Origin of the sequence: Pseudomonas sp. FSL R10-0399, assembly GCF_009600165.1 — a bacterium.
In the GTDB taxonomy this organism is placed as follows: domain Bacteria; phylum Pseudomonadota; class Gammaproteobacteria; order Pseudomonadales; family Pseudomonadaceae; genus Aquipseudomonas; species Aquipseudomonas helleri.
Genome location: NZ_WIWK01000141.1, coordinates 1 through 13,992, shown reverse-complemented (window position 1 = coordinate 13,992; position 13,992 = coordinate 1). Strand labels below are relative to the sequence as shown.

At 61.0% G+C, this 13,992-nt stretch carries 14 protein-coding genes; 3 read left to right on the top strand and 11 right to left on the bottom strand.

Annotated features, from left to right (window positions below):
* From GHO41_RS26090 to GHO41_RS26045, 10 genes are all read right to left on the bottom strand, one after another.
* Window positions 1–348, bottom strand: a 348-nt coding sequence (locus tag GHO41_RS26090) for a biotin/lipoyl-containing protein (protein ID WP_305977946.1), incomplete at its 3' end; no start/stop codon positions are given.
* Window positions 348–833 (bottom strand): VOC family protein, encoded by a 486-nt coding sequence (locus GHO41_RS26085; RefSeq protein ID WP_153328603.1) that lies wholly within the window; start codon window positions 831–833, stop codon window positions 348–350. The genes GHO41_RS26090 and GHO41_RS26085, both read right to left, overlap by 1 nt.
* Window positions 830–3,022, bottom strand: coding sequence for a thiamine pyrophosphate-dependent enzyme (locus GHO41_RS26080; protein ID WP_153428554.1), 2,193 nt, complete (start codon window positions 3,020–3,022; stop codon window positions 830–832). The genes GHO41_RS26085 and GHO41_RS26080 overlap by 4 nt, the downstream gene beginning before the upstream one ends.
* A 63-nt stretch (window positions 3,023–3,085) precedes the next feature.
* Window positions 3,086–3,898 (bottom strand): SDR family NAD(P)-dependent oxidoreductase, encoded by an 813-nt coding sequence (locus GHO41_RS26075; RefSeq protein ID WP_153328607.1) that lies wholly within the window; start codon window positions 3,896–3,898, stop codon window positions 3,086–3,088.
* 126 nt (window positions 3,899–4,024) lie between these two features.
* Window positions 4,025–5,266 carry an OprD family porin gene (locus GHO41_RS26070; RefSeq protein ID WP_153435050.1) on the bottom strand — a complete coding sequence of 414 codons (1,242 nt, stop codon included), beginning with the start codon at window positions 5,264–5,266 and terminating at the stop codon, window positions 4,025–4,027.
* A gap of 119 nt (window positions 5,267–5,385) precedes the next feature.
* Complete coding sequence (locus GHO41_RS26065) at window positions 5,386–6,108, bottom strand: ABC transporter ATP-binding protein (protein ID WP_153328611.1); 723 nt, start codon at window positions 6,106–6,108, stop codon at window positions 5,386–5,388.
* Window positions 6,105–6,860: an ABC transporter ATP-binding protein gene (locus GHO41_RS26060; protein WP_048369283.1), complete on the bottom strand. Its 756-nt coding sequence runs from the start codon at window positions 6,858–6,860 to the stop codon at window positions 6,105–6,107. The genes GHO41_RS26065 and GHO41_RS26060 overlap by 4 nt, the downstream gene beginning before the upstream one ends.
* Window positions 6,857–8,134 carry a branched-chain amino acid ABC transporter permease gene (locus tag GHO41_RS26055; RefSeq protein ID WP_153328615.1) on the bottom strand — a complete coding sequence of 426 codons (1,278 nt, stop codon included), beginning with the start codon at window positions 8,132–8,134 and terminating at the stop codon, window positions 6,857–6,859. Before GHO41_RS26055 ends, GHO41_RS26060 begins: the two co-directional genes overlap by 4 nt.
* A 3-nt stretch (window positions 8,135–8,137) precedes the next feature.
* On the bottom strand, window positions 8,138–9,079 hold the full coding sequence (locus GHO41_RS26050; protein WP_048386914.1) for a branched-chain amino acid ABC transporter permease: 942 nt from the start codon (window positions 9,077–9,079) through the stop codon (window positions 8,138–8,140).
* 59 nt (window positions 9,080–9,138) lie between these two features.
* Window positions 9,139–10,380 (bottom strand): branched-chain amino acid ABC transporter substrate-binding protein, encoded by a 1,242-nt coding sequence (locus tag GHO41_RS26045; RefSeq protein ID WP_153435049.1) that lies wholly within the window; start codon window positions 10,378–10,380, stop codon window positions 9,139–9,141.
* Window positions 10,381–10,660: 280 nt separating this feature from the next.
* Between GHO41_RS26045 and GHO41_RS26040 the strand changes: the two genes are divergently transcribed.
* From GHO41_RS26040 to GHO41_RS26030, 3 genes are all read left to right on the top strand, one after another.
* Window positions 10,661–11,374, top strand: coding sequence for a FadR/GntR family transcriptional regulator (locus GHO41_RS26040; RefSeq protein WP_048369286.1), 714 nt, complete (start codon window positions 10,661–10,663; stop codon window positions 11,372–11,374).
* Window positions 11,375–11,462: 88 nt separating this feature from the next.
* Window positions 11,463–12,290, top strand: coding sequence for a shikimate dehydrogenase (locus tag GHO41_RS26035; protein WP_218580283.1), 828 nt, complete (start codon window positions 11,463–11,465; stop codon window positions 12,288–12,290).
* A 27-nt stretch (window positions 12,291–12,317) separates the two neighbouring features.
* Complete coding sequence (locus GHO41_RS26030) at window positions 12,318–13,058, top strand: SDR family NAD(P)-dependent oxidoreductase (RefSeq protein WP_048369288.1); 741 nt, start codon at window positions 12,318–12,320, stop codon at window positions 13,056–13,058.
* Between the two features lie 90 nt (window positions 13,059–13,148).
* On the opposite strand, the gene GHO41_RS26025 is transcribed toward GHO41_RS26030, so the two are convergent.
* The coding region (locus GHO41_RS26025) for an amidase (RefSeq protein WP_178126587.1) at window positions 13,149–13,992 on the bottom strand (844 nt) is incomplete at its 5' end.

The window sequence follows — 13,992 nt, the reverse complement described above, 5'->3', positions numbered from 1 at the left end:
CGCAGCGACAGGCGCAGGTACGACAGGCGCCTCATCGGCTACCGGCGCGGGTGCAGTCTGTTGCGCGCCCGCCTTGGCCAGCAACGCCGCAATGTCGACGTTGCTTTCACCTTTGGCAAACAACACACCGATAGGCGAGCCGACTTCCACTTCGCGGCCCGCCTCGACGAGGATTTTACCCAGCACGCCCTCTTCTTCAGCGGCCAGTTCTACCAGGGCTTTTTCAGTTTCGATCTCGGCGATGCAATCGCCCACGGCAATTGTTTCGCCTTCTTTGATGGCCCAATTCTGGATGGCGGCGTGGGTCGCGTTGGCCGACACCTCGGGCATGTGCAAGAGCTTGGCCATCAGGCACTCCGGTGGTTGAAAAGGTCAGGACGGTAGGCGGCGATGTCGGCGTACTCGACCAACTCCAGCACGTTGCCTTCCGGATCGCGGCAAAACAGCGCTTTCACCTCGGGACGCAGCTGGATCGCCTCATCACCGGCGAAAAAGCTCGCACCGGCGCGCTTCAGGTCAGCGACCAGACTGGCGATGTCTTCGACGATAAAGGTCAGGTAACTGGCGTTCTGGCGGTCGAGGATCAACCCGTCGACATGCCGGGTGGGCGTGCGCTCCGGGGCAAGCAATTTGATCCGCTCGCCGTAAGGCGTCTGCAAGCGCACCACGCTGTAACCGCCTTCGCTCAGCCCTACGCGCTGCGCAGCGGCGGCGGGCATTTGCACCTGGGCGACAAAGGTAAAGCCCAGCACGTCCTGATAGAACCGGCTGAGGGCCGGCAGGTCGACGCAGCAGATACCGACTTCCATTGGAACCAGCATGTTGACGCTCATGGACGTGCTCCTTTTTCGCGAATGACCTGTTGCAGGCCTTCAACCACTTCTTCGGTGCGGGCACTGGCGGCACGCTCCAGAACTTTGGAAATACTCGGCGAACCTTCACCGCCGGTAACCCGCTGAATCGGCTGGTCGAGCCAGTCGAAGCAACGGCGTTGCAGTTCGTCTGCCAGCCAGCCGCCGTAGGAGGTGCCACGAGCGCCCTGCTCGACAATCAGCACGTTGTTGGTCTTACGGATACTCGCCTCTACCGTGGCCCAGTCAAAACTGGCGCGGTCGAGAAAGCGCAGGTCGATGACTTCGGCGTCGATGCCGGTCTGCTCCACAGCTTCCAGGGAATGCCCGACCATGCTCAGGTAAGTCAGGATGGTCAGCTCGCGGCCTTCGCGGCGAATGGCGGCGGTGCCAAACGGGATCTGGTAGTCCAGGTCGTCAGTCGGCACTTCACCGGTCTGGCTGTACAAGTCGACATGTTCGATCACCAGCACCGGGTCTTTGCAGGCCAGCGCGGTGTTCATCAGGCCGATGTAGTCAAACGGCGTCGACGCGGCGACGATGCGCCAGCCGGGGCTGGTCACGTAAATGCCCGCCGGGTCCATGGAGTGCTGCGAGCCGTAGCCGGTGCCCATGGCGATTTTGGTGCGCAGTACCAAGGGCACGTCGCTTTGCCCGCCGAACATGTGCCGGGCCTTGCCGATCTGGTTGAACACCTGGTCGGCGGCCACCCACATAAAGTCCGGGTACATGAACTCCACCACGGGTTTAAAGCGGCCATCAAGGGCCATCCCGCCGCCGAGGCCGCAGAAGGCGTTTTCGCTGATGGGCGTACCGAGAATCCGCTCCGGGAAACGATCTTTCAAGCCACGGGTGGCGCCGTTGGTGCCGCCCTTGAGGCGATGCACGTCCTCGCCCATGACCACGATGCTGTCGTCGGTTTCCATGCGCCGGTTCATCACATCGGCAATCGCGTCGATGAATTTGCGTTTTTCCAGGGCGCCGCTGTAGCTCGCTTGCTCGCAGGTGCGGGCATCGGCCAGCTCGCTGAGGTCGCCACGAATGCCCACGTCACGAAAGTCCGCTGCCGGCCACAGCTCGGGGCGAATCCGCCGCTTGCCCGGCTTGCCGGACGGGTCCGCTTCAAGCAGTTGCGTCGCTGCTTCGGCCATCGCCGCCTTGATGGTTTCACGCAGCGCGGTCAGACCGGCATCGTCGATCAGCGCGCGTTTTTTCATTTCAGTGGCCAGGCGGTCCAGCGGGTCACGGGCACGCCAGTGTTGCTCTTCTTCTTTGCTGCGATAACCGAAGGCGCTGCCGGGGAACGGACCATTCTGGTGGAAGAAACGGTATACGTCGGCTTCGATCACGGTCGGGCCATTGCCGGCACGCATGTGCGCCAGCGCTTGTTGCATGGCCAGGTACACCGCCAGCGGGTCCATGCCGTCGACTTTCCAGCTCGGGATGTTAAAGCCCAGGCCGCGGGCCGAAAGGCGCGGTTCGGCGGTGGCTTCGTCCACCGTGGTCGACACGGCGTAGAGGTTGTTCTCGATAAAGAAGCACAGCGGCAACTTCCAGGCCGCCGCCAGGTTCATGGTTTCCAGCACCGAACCGATGTTGACCGCGCCGTCACCGAAATAGGTGACCGCCACGGTGTCGGTCTGCGCATGCCGGTGGGCCCAGGCTGCGCCCGCCGCCAACGGTACACCGCCGCCAACGATCGCGTTGGTGCCCAGGGCGCCCGCCTCGGCCCATTGCAGGTGCATGGAGCCGCCCCGGCCTTTGCAGAAGCCTTGGGCCAGGCCGAGGATTTCTGCCAGGGTGCGTTGCAGCAAATTCTGGATCGACGGGTTGATCGGCGCTTTCGGGTCAATGCCTTCGGGCATCAGGTAGACCAGCGCCTTGGCCAGAAACTGGTGGTGGCCACGGTGTGAACCGTTGACTTCATCTGCCGCACCCAGCGGCACGATCGAACCGACCGCGCCGCCTTCCTGACCGATGCTGGAGTGCGCCGGACCGTGCACCAGGCCTTCGCCGGCCAGTTCCAGTACGGTTTCTTCAAAAGCCCGGATCAGGTGCAACTGGCTGAGCATGGTGCCCAGCAGCGCGGGGTCGGCCTGCTTCCAGTCGGCGTCGGTGGTACTCAGCTCGACCCACGGCGATGCCGGCGACAAGGCAACACTATTCGGCATGTTTACTTCTCCACAAAGAACTCAAAGCGACCGGCCCCTGCGGGCCGGCACAACGAAGGAAAGCTAGAAACCGTTAGCGGTCCAGCCGCCGTCCGAGACGTAGATTTGCCCGGTAATGAAGGTCGCGCTGCCAGAGGCCAGAAACAGCGCCAGCTCGGCCATTTCGCCCGGTTCACCCAGGCGGTGCAGCGGCGTGCGCTTGCTCAAGGCGTCAACATCCAGACGGCCTGCGCGTTGCAGCTCATCGACCAGCGGAGTGCGGGTGTAACCAGGCCCGATGGCGTTGACGCGGATACCGTGGCGCGCCCACTCGACGGCCAGGCATTTGGTCATGGACACCACCGCCGCTTTGGTCGAGCAGTACGCGGTGCGCTCTGCGGAGTGCGACACGCCCCACATCGACGAGGTGTTGATGATCACGCCCGCCTGCTGCTCGATCATGTGCCGGGCAGCCGCCTGGGCGCAGATGAACACGCTGCTGAAGTTGATCTCTACGGCCCGGCGCCATTCGGCCGGGGTAATGTCGAGGGACGGTTTGTTGATGGAAACACCGGCGTTGTTGAGCAGCACATCAATGCGCCCGAAGCACGCCTTGGCGTGAGCAAAGGCTGCGTCAATGGCGTCTTCGTCAGTCACCGACGCCTCGAAGCATTCAACCCGGGTCTCAGGGAATTCTTGCTGGAGCTCGCCCTTGGCATCGGCCATGGCCTGAGCGTTGATATCGATCAGCAGCAAATGTGCGCCATTGCGCGCAAAGCCTTTGGCGAGGGCCAGACCAATGCCGCTGCCGCCGCCGGTGACCACCACCACGTTGTCCTGGATACCGGCATAGGCGCTGTGCTGGAAAACAGGTGCAGAACTATCTGAATGGGACATGAGGTTCTCGCTTATTTTTATAGCTGGTCATACATTTAAATTAACTTGTCAGACCAGTGACGAAAAATTAACCCGCAGTAAGGGCTCTGTCAAAGGAAATTGTTACCGGATCAGTCAACTTGCCGATCAAAACAGCGCGAGGCTGTAGCTGACGATCAGGCGGTTATCGTCCACTGACGGGCCGAAACTGGAGCGCACCATGGCGTTTCTCCAGCGCAGGCCAAGATTTTTCAGAGGGCCGCTCTGGATCACGTACGACACGTCAAAGTCGCGCTCCCATTCCTTGCCTGTGTTGCTGCCCGCCACCAGTACATTGTCGCCACTGACGTAACGCACAAAGGTGGTCAGCCCCGGGATGCCCATGGCGACAAAGTTGTAGTCGTAACGCAGTTGCCAGGCTTTTTCCTGGGCGGAGGCGAAATTGCGCACCTGAACATCGCTGGGCAACACAGTGGTGGTCGGGCTGAGCCAGATGGTCCCGTCGTCGCCATACATGCGCTGCCAGGCAGCCATCACCGTGTGCCCGCCATGGGCGGCGCTGAGGGTGGTGAAGAACGAGCGGTTGTCGATTTTGCCGGCCTTGGCATCGCCCTGCTCTTCTGAGTCGAGCAAGCCGATATTGGTGCCCAGGGTCCAGTCGCCCACGGGTTGTTTGTGGGTGAACTGGATAAAGCGCTGCCGGTAAATATCCTCCAGCTCGGCGCCCCACAGGCCGACCATGGTGCGTTCCTGGTTGAAGCGGTATTCACCGCCCAAATAGTTGTAACGATCAGAGGTGGCGAAGGCGCGGCCATCGATAAACATGTCTTCGCGGTTGCTGGAATTACGCTGGGTGAAGGAGCGCATCTGCCCGGCATTCAGGGTCAGGCCGGTGATTTCTTTGGAGGTCAGCATCGCCCCCTGAAACGTTTGCGGCAGCAGGCGCGCGTCGTTGTATTGGAGGATCGGCAGGCTGGGCAGCAGTTCACCGACTTTCAGTTCGGTCTTTGACATCTTTAATTTCAGCGCCGCGCCCAGGCTGGAAAAGTCATCCGCCGAGCCTTTGCCGTCGGCAGGCAGCAACAGCGTGCCCGCACGCACACCACCACTGTCGAGCTTGACCCCGAGGCGGCCGATCAGGTCTACGCCCACCCCCACAAGCCCTTGGGTGTAGCCCGACTGCGCATTGAGCAGAAAGCCCTGGGCCCATTCCTCGCTCTTGGCCTGGCTGGCGTTGCTGTCACGAAAGTCGCGGTTGAAGTAGAAGTTACGCATCAGCACGTTGGCCGTGGCGTCCTCGATAAAGCCATGCTCCTGCGCCAGAACCAGGCCCGGCAAGGCGCTCAGCAACAGCAGGGGTTGTGCGGCGATGTATTTGTTCAGGTTCATTTTTATTGTTTTTCCTGTTGGATTTAAGACGCAGAAACCCCTGGCGAACGCGTGTTTCGCCATACCGTCGGGGGGAATTGGCAGGCGAACCTGCCGGGTTGAATGTTGCGGCTGGCGCTCTAGACCGCCAGCCACTCCTTCATCAAATCGGGGTCGTCGGTCAGCGCTTGCGGCGTGCCTTCAAAAACAATCTGCCCGTGGCCCATCACGCAAACCCGCGAGGACACCTTCAGGGCGATGGTCAGCTTTTGCTCCACCAGCAGGATCGACACCCCGCGGTGGTGGATGTCGCGAATGGCCTCGGCCACCACCGCCACGATCTTCGGCGCCAGGCCCTCGGTGGGCTCATCGATCAGCAGCACTTTCGGGCAACCCAGCAGCGAACGGCACAAGGTCAGCATTTGCTGCTCGCCGCCCGACAGGTTGCCCGCGCCGGTGTTGCGGCGCTCCCGCAGCCTCGGGAAAAACTCAAACATCTGCTCGACCGTCCAGGCCGTGGCGCCCGGCGTCGGCTCTTGCTGGCCCATGCGCAGGTTTTCTTCGACGCTGAGGTTGGCAAACACTTCGCGCTCTTCCGGAACATAACCGACCCCGGCCCGACTGACCCGGTACGGCCTGAGCCCGGTCAATTCACGGCCCGCCAGCTGGATGCTGCCCGCGCTGGCTGGCACCAGGCCCATCACCGCTTTCATGGTGGTGGAGCGCCCGGCACCATTGCGCCCCAGCAAGCTGACCACTTCGTTGTGGCCGATGTTGAGGTTGACCCCGTGCAGCACGTGGCTCTTGCCGTAATGCACATGCAGGTCGCTGATCGACAGCAGGTTTTGCGGGGTCGCACTCATGCGCATTGCTCCTCACCCAGATAGGCTTCCTGTACCCGGCGATCTGCACGGATTTCATCCGGCGTACCGGTGGCGATGACTTGGCCGTACACCAGCACGCTGATGCGGTCGCACAGTGAAAACACCACGTCCATGTCGTGCTCGACAATCAGCAAAGAACGGCCTTGGGTCACCTCACGAATCAGTTGCAAGGCGTAGTCGGTTTCTTCGTGAGACATGCCCGCCATGGGCTCGTCGAGCAGGATCACCCGCGGGTCACTGGCCAGAGTCATGCCGATTTCCAGTGCACGCTGCTCGGAGTAAGACAGCTCCGCCGCGCACACGCTTTGCTTGTCTTGCAGTCGCACTTGCTCCAGCAGCTTTTCGGTCTGCTCGCGCACCTCGGGGTAACGCTGGACCGAGCGCCAGAAGTGGTACTGCATGTGGTGCTTGCGCATGACGGCAATGCGCAGGTTTTCGAACACCGTCAGCCCCGGAAAAATGTTGGTGATCTGAAACGAGCGCGACAGCCCCAAATGGTTGATGTGCTCCGGCGAGCGCCCCTGAATCGGCGTATCGCCCAGCACGATCTTGCCGCTGGTGGGCTGCAACTGCCCGGAGATCAAGTGGAACAACGTCGACTTGCCCGCACCGTTGGGGCCAATCACCGCATGCCGTTCGCCGTCGCGCAGTTCAAGCTCTGCGCCGCGAATGATGTGGGCCTCGCCAAAGGATTTGTGCACGTCGTGTAACTGCAGAATCGCGCGGCTCATGGGGCATCTCCTTCGGCTTGCAGCGTGAGTGCGGCAGGTTTGGACCCGTGTTCATCGTCCAGCAGTCGCAGCCATTGGCGCCGTGCCAGTTTGAGCATCAACAACCCGGCCAGGCCCAGCAGCAGCGGCATGGCCCAGGTCAGTGGCGAACCGGGCAACCAGTCGCGGCCAAACAGGCTGATGGCGGGCCACGGCTGACCGGCAATCAGCAGCGCCTGGTAATCCTGGCTGAACACCCGTTGCAAGGTTTCGATGGCAAACACCACGGCCAGGCTCACCAGCGCAGCCGTCAGCAACGCCGTCACGGCGGCAGGGATCACTGCCAGCCAGCCGTTGCGCCGGATCTGCGCACTCCAGGCCAGCACCAGCCCGGCCAGACCGCTGGGCATAAACATCATCACCAGCACGAACAACAGGCCCTGATAGAGCAACCAGGATTGAGTGAGGTCGGAGGCGGCGTTGCCAAAAAAGGTCATCAAGGCCGCGCCCAGAACCGGCCCGAGAAACACGTTGACCCCGCCAATGTAGGTGTTGAGGACCACCTCTGCGGAATAGTGCATGTCGAACAGCACGTAGTTGGCCGACTCCAGGTTCAGGGCCTGCAAGCCGCCGGCGATCCCGGAAAACATCGCTGACAGGGCAAACACCAGCACCCGCAAACGGTGCACGTTGTAGCCGAGAAATTGCAGCCGGTGGCCGTTCTCGCGCAGGGCGAAAGTCAGGCGGCCCATGGGCGTCAGGGTGAAGGCGTAGAGTAAGGCAATCGACATCACCACCCACACTAGGGTCAGGTAATAGACTTGGGTCGCATCGCCAAAATCCAGGCCCCACGCCGGGCTGCGCATGGACGAAATACCCGCTTCACCGCCAAACAGCGCGCTCAGGTGCGGAGCCAGCGAGTGCAGCAACTCGGCCAGCGCCAGGGTGATCATCGAGAAGTACACCCCGGCACGCTTGGTCGCGAACCAGCCCGCACACACCCCGCAGATAAAACCACCCAGGGCGCCGATCAGCGGCAGCAATGGTGTTGGCAGCAGGCCATGACCATTGAGCGCGTTCATCGCGTGCAGCGTGGCAAACGAGCCGACGCCAAAGTACGCCGCGTGGCCAAACGAAAGCATGCCGCCCTGCCCGCACAGCAGGTTAAAGGCACAGGCAAACAAGGCCGCGATCAGCATTTGAATGGCCGCGTTGACCATCGACGCCGGTACAACAGCGGGCACCACGACGAGGGCCAGCAGCAAGACCAGCAGCAGGATTTTTGTGAGTTTCATGGTCTACCCCTTCTCGCCCATTAACCCGGACGGCCGGATCAGCAAAATCAGCAGCATCAGCGCAAATGGAATGGTGGCCGCGACGCTGGACACTTTGAGGGTCATCAAACCGCCCATTTGCCGGGCCCATTCACCGGCGCCAAACAGGCCGAACACCGAAGCCAGGCTGAGGTCCACGCCCACGGCGAAGGATGAGATCAGGCCGATCAACAGCGAGGCCACCATCGCCCCGGCCATTGAGCCCAAACCGCCGACCACCACCACGACAAACACAATCACCCCAAGCTCCAGCGCCATGTTCGGATTGGTGGTGTAGAAGGCGCCCGCCAGTGCACCGGCCAGCCCGGCAAGGGCCGCGCCAATGCCGAACACCGCCATGAACACCAGCGGCACGTTATGCCCCAGGGCCTCGGCCATTTGTGGACGATGGATTGCTGCGCGCACCACGATGCCGACCCGGGTGCGGGTCAGCAGCAGATAGATCAGGGCAAATACCAGCAGCGAGACAATGCCCATCAGCAGCCGGTAAAACGGATAGTCGGTGCTGAACACCTGGAACGCGGCGAAGTTGAGGAACTCCGGCACCCGGTATTCCACCGAGAAGTTGCCGTAGAACAACTTGATCAGCTCAACAATGATGAACGTCAGGCCAAAGGTCAGCAGCAGTTCGTGGGCGTGCCCGTACTTGTGTACGCGGCGCAGGAAGAAGCGCTCGACAATCACCCCGATCAGCCCCACCAGCACGGTCGAAAGCAGCACCGCGCCGACAAAGCCGACGTATTTTTGCAGGGTGTAGGCCAGGTAGGCGCCCACCATATAAAAGGAGGCATGGGCGAAATTGAGCACGCCCATCATGCCAAAGATCAGCGTCAGGCCAGCTGAAACCATGAACAGCAGCAGGCCGTAGATCACGCCGTTAAGCAGTGAAACTGTGAGGAATTCCATAGGCGACTCCAGCGTTCGCGATGGACAAAAAGGCGTGCCGGGTGGCACGCCAGGCGGCGTCAGTCGGGCCTTTGCATGCGGCAGTCAGTTTGCACCGGCGCTGCGGCTTCATCGGCGCTGAACGACTTGATCGGGACAAAGCCCATGTCGGTGCCGTCAACCTTGTAGCGCGCATCTTTGGAAACCACCGACACCACGAATGGCATCAGCAATTGGTGGTCTTCGGCGCGCATGCGCACGGCACCCAGCGGGTTGCTGTCGCTGGCTTTTTCCAGGGCCAGGGCGAAGCTGCGGGTGTTGAGGCGGCCGTCTTCTGCCGGCAAGGTTTTCAGCACATTGCCCACCATCTGCAAGGCGAACACGGTTTGCGGCTCGATATAGGCTGGCAGGTGCCCGGTCTTGGCCTGGTACTCGGTGGCGAACTTCTCGCCCTGCTCGCCTGCGGCTTCAATGTTGAACGGGTGCGAAACGTAATGCCCCAACGCAACATCACCGGCGTTAGCCAGGTTGCCTGGCTGATCGAGGAAGGCGGTGCCAAAGCGCAGTTTGAGGCCCGCCGCACGGCTGGCTTTCATCAGCAAGAGCAAGTCGTTGCCCCAGTTACCGGTGAGCACGGTCTCAGCGCCAGAGGCCTGGATACGGGCGATGTAAGGGGCGAAATCCTGGACTTTCTGGGTGTCGTGCAGGCTTTTGCCCACCAACTGATAACCCCCCGCTGCGGCATTGTCGGTGATGGCCTTTTCCATGTCCTGGCCCCAGCTGTAGTTCTGGTTCATGGAATAGACTTTAGTGCCCAGGGTGCCGGCTTCTTTCATGGCTGCCACCAGGGTCTTGACCCGGATTGGCGCATTGCCGTTGAAGCGGAAGTGGTAGAAGTGGCATTTGCTGCCGGTGAGTTCCAGGGCCTCACCGCCGACATTGAGGAACACGACCTCTTTGCCCTTGTTGCGCAAGTTGTACTTGCGCACATCTTCTGTGATTTGCCCGGCCGCCACTGACGAGGCGCCCTGAACGATCATTTGTGCGCCGCTGCCAATCGCGGCCTTGAGTTTTTCAGAAGCGCCGGCCGGGGTGCCCTGGCTATCAAATTCGAGCAGCTGGATGGGTTCGCCATTCCAGCCACCTTCAGCGTTCAGGCGGTCGATCTGGAAGCGCGTGGCGGCCCGGAACATTTGCCCGGTGGCAGCGGAGGGTCCCGACAGGGTCTCGACCAACGCTACTTTCAAAGGATCAGCGCAGGCGATACCGGCGAGCAGGGTCGTGCCGAAGGTGAGCAGACGCAGCGTGGTCTTTGTGTGCATGGAAGCCTCGTTTTTTATTTTTATGTACGATCTGGTCGAACATCATCATCAACATGTCAGACCAGTTGGCGAAAATTACGACAACGCTGCGCCGAAGTCAAAGCACCCACGGGTGAAAAAGTGCATTTATTTCCGATTGATTCACTCAAACACCTTGAAATGTGCAGGCTTGAGCCGATAAAAAAATTTCTAAACTTGTAAGACCACAGCCCATTCATTCACTATTCTCAGCCAATCACTTATGCCCGTACCCGCGCTGCCTCGCGGCAGAGGACTCACAATGAAAAGCGTTAACGTACAAAGCAACCAGCCCTTGCCAATGGAAATCGTCAACTGGCTCAGTGGCGAAATCCACTCCGGGCGGCTGGCCACCGGCGATCAACTGCCCAGCGAACGGCAGTTGTGCGAACAGTTTTCGGTCAGCCGGGCGGTGGTGCGCGAAGCCTTGTCGCAACTCAAGTTCGAAGAACTGATCACCACCCAGCAAGGCAAAGGCGCTTTCGTGGCCAAGCGCGGCGAGCGTCACGCCTTCCGCCTCAATGAAGTGTCGCTCGACGAAGAAGACTCGCTGCTGCACATCCTCGAGTTCCTAATCACCATCGAGGTGGGCGCCACGCGCCTTGCGGCGTTGCGTCATACCCCGGAAGACCTGAAGAAAATTCGCCAGGCGTTGGTCGGCATGGAATACGCCATGGTCAACGACCAACTGGGCGATGAAGAGGACTATGCCTTCCACCAGGCGATTGTCGCGGCCACCCATAACCCGCACTTCAAATCGCTGAATGAATACCTCGATCACAGTGTCCGGCGCCTGATTCGCGAGGCCCGCAGCAACACGGCGGCGATCTACAACGAGCTGATCCAGGCGGTGCAGGACGAACACCAGGCCATCTTCCAGGCCATTCAGGCGCGCGATCCGGTGCGGGCGGGCGAAGCTGCCGAGCGTCATCTGCGCAATGCCGCCAAACGCATGGACATGTACCTGCAGGACTGATCCTCCTGCAGCACCCTTGACACTGAAAAGGGAAGCCTCCTACCATCCTGTCAGACAACAAAAACAAATGTCAGACAGGTTAATCCTCATGATCACTGGCCAAACGCGTTTGATCGGCATCGTTGCTGATCCGATCGCCCATGTAAAAACCCCGCAAGTCATCAATCAGAGTACGGCCAACCAAGGTTTGGATGTGGTTTGCGTACCCCTGCACGTGCACGCCGAAAACCTGCAAAAGGTGCTGGGTGGCGTTGGCGGCTTCGCCAACATGCAAGGACTGGTCGTTACCATCCCGTACAAGGAAAGCATCCTTGAATACTGCGACGACCTGACCGACATCGCCCGCCAGGTCGGTTCGGTGAATTCCATCCGCATCGACCCTGAAACCGGGCGCCTCACGGGCGGCAATTTTGATGGCGAAGGCATGCTGGCCGGTCTGCACCAACAGGGGCATACAGTTGTTGGCAAACGCGTGTTGCTGGTGGGTACGGGAGGCGCGGGCAAGTCTATTGCCTGGTCCCTCGCCCAGCAAAAACCTGCACGACTGGCCCTCTACAACCGTTCACCGGCCCGTGCGCAAGCGTTGCTGGAGCGTCTGCAAAAACAGTTTCCTGCGCTCGATCTGGTTATCAGTGACGGCAATGCGCAGGACTACGACGTGGTCATCAACGCCACCTCGCTGGGCCTCAAGGACGATGATCCCCTGCCCCTCGATCCGAACACCTTGCGAGCAGGCGCTTTGGTCTGCGAAGCGGTGATGCGCGCCGACGGCACCGCGCTGCTGGCGGCGGCACGCGAGCGCGGCTGCCGCACTCACCCCGGACAGCACATGATTTACGGGCAGGTGATGCAGATCTGCCGCTTCCTCGGTGTTGACCTGCAGCCTGAACACGTTGCGCGCATTCTCGGCCACTGACCCCTGCCCTCTCTGGAGACACTGCTCATGTATGACTTCAACAACCGCGTCTTGCTGTTGACCGGCGCCAACGGTGGCATCGGCCGCGAAGTGGCGAAGCTGTTTTATCAATACGGCGCGTCGATGGTGCTGACGGATCTGGACGGTGAAGGGTTGGCGGACTTCGCCCGTACGCTGGACCCACAGGGTGAGCGTGTGGCCACCTTGCGCATGAACGCAGGCGACCCGGATGACTCGGCAAAAGCGGTGCAACTGGCGGTCGAGCGCTTTGGCGGGATTGATTTTCTGGTGCCGTCTGCCGGGCTGTACCAATCACAACCGATTCGCGAAATGACCGACGAGCAATGGCGCCAGACTTTGGGCATCAACCTCGACGGCGTGTTTTACCTGTGCAGCCGCGCCATCCCGGCCCTGCGCGCCAACAGCGCCATTGTTAACCTGACCTCTGTGGCGGCGCACCGAGGTGCGTATTCCAACGCCCACTACGGCAGTTCCAAAGGCGGCCTGTTGAGCCTGACTCGCGCACTGGCCCGTGAATTGGGGCCACAGACTCGGGTGAATGCGGTGTCGCCGGGCATTATCGAAACCCCGATGACACAAAGCCTTATCGCCACCCGTGGCAGCGATTCGGTGGAACAAACCCCGCTCAAACGCCTCGGCCAGCCGAGTGAAATCGCCTCTGTCATCGCCTTTTTGTGCAGTGACGGATCAAGCTTCATGACCGGGGAAGTGCTGCATGTGAATGGCGGGTTGTATATCGCGGGGTGAGGCAGTTCACCCTGTAGGAGCGAGCTTGCCTCGCGATCTTTTCAAGATCAAAAGATCGCGAGGCAAGCTCGCTCCTACAGGGATTTGGGGTTATGTGGGGATGTGATGGGCCAGCCACTGCAATAAACGCTCATCTTCACCCGCCGCTGCAATCACTTGCAGGCCCACGGGCAGGCCTCTCACCTGCCCTGCTGGCAGGCTGATTGCGGGCAGGCCGGTGAGATTCCAGGGGCTGGTGTAGCTGAGCACGGCGGCGCGGACGTCGATAAGTTGCTCGTCCACAGGTGTTTCCCGTGCATTCACTGGCGGGGCGATGATCGGTACGCAGGGCGAAACCAGCAGGTCATAGTCTTCGAATAACCGTTCCATCTGCGCTTGATACTGCTGCTGGGCCCGCTGGGCACGAATGTACTGCCAGCCGCGAACTTCTTGCGACAGTTCAAGGCGCTCGCGCACTTCTTGGTCGAACAATTGCGGCGCCTCTTGCATGCGCTCGGCATGCACGTCGTAAGCCTCGGCGCGTTGCAGCATCAGCAAGGTTTCTTTCATGCCGGCAGCCATGGCGGCCAATTCCGTCACTTCGTGTAAGGTATCGCCAAACACCTGTTTGGCCGCCTGGTAAACCTGTTGATCCACTGCAACGTCGACCGGGCCGAAGCTGCCCGAGCGGATCCAGCCAACCCGTACTGCACGTGGTTCAGTGGCTGTCGCCGCGCATGCCTTGCCCGATAACACTTCGAACAGCAGACGCGCGTCTTCAACGGAGTTGGCAATCGGCCCGGCGTGGTCGAGGCTGGACGACAGCGGGAATACGCCTTCCAGTGGCACGGCAGCATAGGACGGCTTGAAGCCGACCACACCGCACAACGCCGCCGGAATCCGGATCGAGCCGCCGGTGTCCGTGCCCAAGGCCAACGGCACCATGCCGCTGGCC

Coding starts and splice junctions, on each gene's coding strand:
- GHO41_RS26065 (WP_153328611.1), bottom strand. CDS start 6,108: ATGAGTGCGACCCCGCAAAACCTGCTGTCGATCAGCGACCTGCATGTG.
- GHO41_RS26055 (WP_153328615.1), bottom strand. CDS start 8,134: ATGAAACTCACAAAAATCCTGCTGCTGGTCTTGCTGCTGGCCCTCGTC.
- GHO41_RS26035 (WP_218580283.1), top strand. CDS start 11,463: ATGATCACTGGCCAAACGCGTTTGATCGGCATCGTTGCTGATCCGATC.
- GHO41_RS26050 (WP_048386914.1), bottom strand. CDS start 9,079: ATGGAATTCCTCACAGTTTCACTGCTTAACGGCGTGATCTACGGCCTG.
- GHO41_RS26060 (WP_048369283.1), bottom strand. CDS start 6,860: ATGAGCCGCGCGATTCTGCAGTTACACGACGTGCACAAATCCTTTGGC.
- GHO41_RS26080 (WP_153428554.1), bottom strand. CDS start 3,022: ATGCCGAATAGTGTTGCCTTGTCGCCGGCATCGCCGTGGGTCGAGCTG.
- GHO41_RS26045 (WP_153435049.1), bottom strand. CDS start 10,380: ATGCACACAAAGACCACGCTGCGTCTGCTCACCTTCGGCACGACCCTG.
- GHO41_RS26085 (WP_153328603.1), bottom strand. CDS start 833: ATGAGCGTCAACATGCTGGTTCCAATGGAAGTCGGTATCTGCTGCGTC.
- GHO41_RS26070 (WP_153435050.1), bottom strand. CDS start 5,266: ATGAACCTGAACAAATACATCGCCGCACAACCCCTGCTGTTGCTGAGC.
- GHO41_RS26075 (WP_153328607.1), bottom strand. CDS start 3,898: ATGTCCCATTCAGATAGTTCTGCACCTGTTTTCCAGCACAGCGCCTAT.
- GHO41_RS26040 (WP_048369286.1), top strand. CDS start 10,661: ATGAAAAGCGTTAACGTACAAAGCAACCAGCCCTTGCCAATGGAAATC.
- GHO41_RS26030 (WP_048369288.1), top strand. CDS start 12,318: ATGTATGACTTCAACAACCGCGTCTTGCTGTTGACCGGCGCCAACGGT.